Source organism: Oleiphilus sp. HI0066 (genome assembly GCF_001635725.1).
In genome coordinates this window covers 1-621 of sequence record NZ_LWFH01000016.1, presented here as the reverse complement: position 1 = coordinate 621, position 621 = coordinate 1, and the positions used below count along the sequence as shown (strand labels likewise).

The window sequence follows — 621 nt, the reverse complement described above, 5'->3', positions numbered from 1 at the left end:
CAAGGTAATGGCCTGAAAAGTCGCAATCATTCCTGTTACAGTTCCCAATAGACCCAGCAAAGGTGCAACGGTCGCTAGCAACTTAATAAAGCCTGTTCCTCGATCGAGCGATGGCGCTTCGCGCAACACCGCTTCATTTAACTTCACTTCCAGACCTTCGTACTTATCATGCAGTTGTTCCGCACCAAGATTTTCCGTCGCCAAGAGATGCTCATTTCCGACCGCTAATACCCGGCCTAGAGGGTTTTCTTTGCAAATAGCTTCCGGATTGCACAGTTGCTGCCAAACCTTTGCATGCTCCTTCGAGAGATAGAACAAACGCCATGCGGTAAAAGCCAAGCCGGTAAGGCCAAGCAAAATAATGACGCCACCCACATAACCCCCTTGACGAACGCGATCTGCTAGCGAAGCTTTCTNCTCGATCTGCGCCAGCAGCTGGCCACGAGTTGGATCAATAATCACGTTGAACAGACCAGCCGAAGATGTTCCAACTGGCGCCTTCTCCTCTTCCACCGATGCAAGAACTTGCAGACGTTGTTGCTTCGCTACATAGCTAAGGAACTGTGTATCTGTGCGCGCAGTAAATGGCCCCATACGCAAAACGGAAGTCGTAATTTTCTC

1 protein-coding gene is annotated in these 621 nt (G+C 50.0%); it reads right to left on the bottom strand.

The features are described from left to right. The coding region (locus A3738_RS00650; RefSeq protein WP_197473481.1) for a MotA/TolQ/ExbB proton channel family protein at positions 1–621 on the bottom strand (621 nt) is incomplete at both ends.